General features: G+C 66.4%; 1 pseudogene. It reads left to right on the top strand.

Going from position 1 to position 444, the window contains the following annotated elements:
* Window positions 1-444, top strand: a pseudogene (locus tag I6F36_RS38780) (molybdopterin oxidoreductase); the annotation flags it as partial.

Below are 444 nucleotides of genomic sequence, written 5' to 3' on the forward strand. Positions count from 1 at the left end.
CCAGCGGACGCTTTCGTCGCGCTGGACCAGTCCGGAGCGGCGCAGGCCCACGACGCCCGCTTTGCGACTCTCGATCCCGCGTACTGCAGACTGGATGGCCGGACGACGCTTGTTACGCGTGACAACCGCACAATCCGCGCGGCCACGGCCTTCTGGCTGCTGGCGGCTGAGACGAGCCGCTACACGATCTCTCACGTCGCCGACGTGACCTGGCTCGATGAGAGCAAGATCGCCGCCTTCTACAGTCTGTTCGAGAACAGTCCACGGCTCGCCTACCACTCATGGACCGGTGTCGGCCAGCACACCAATGCGACGATGACCGAGCGAGCCATCGCGACGCTTTACGCGCTGACCGGCGCCTGCGACCGGTCGGGCGGCAATGTCTGGCCGGTGCCGCCGCCGACGCGCACCGTCAACGACTATGCCTTGTTGTCGCCGGAACAG

The organism is Bradyrhizobium sp. BRP19 (genome assembly GCF_020194195.1).
In the GTDB taxonomy this organism is placed as follows: Bacteria; Pseudomonadota; Alphaproteobacteria; order Rhizobiales; family Xanthobacteraceae; genus Bradyrhizobium; species Bradyrhizobium yuanmingense.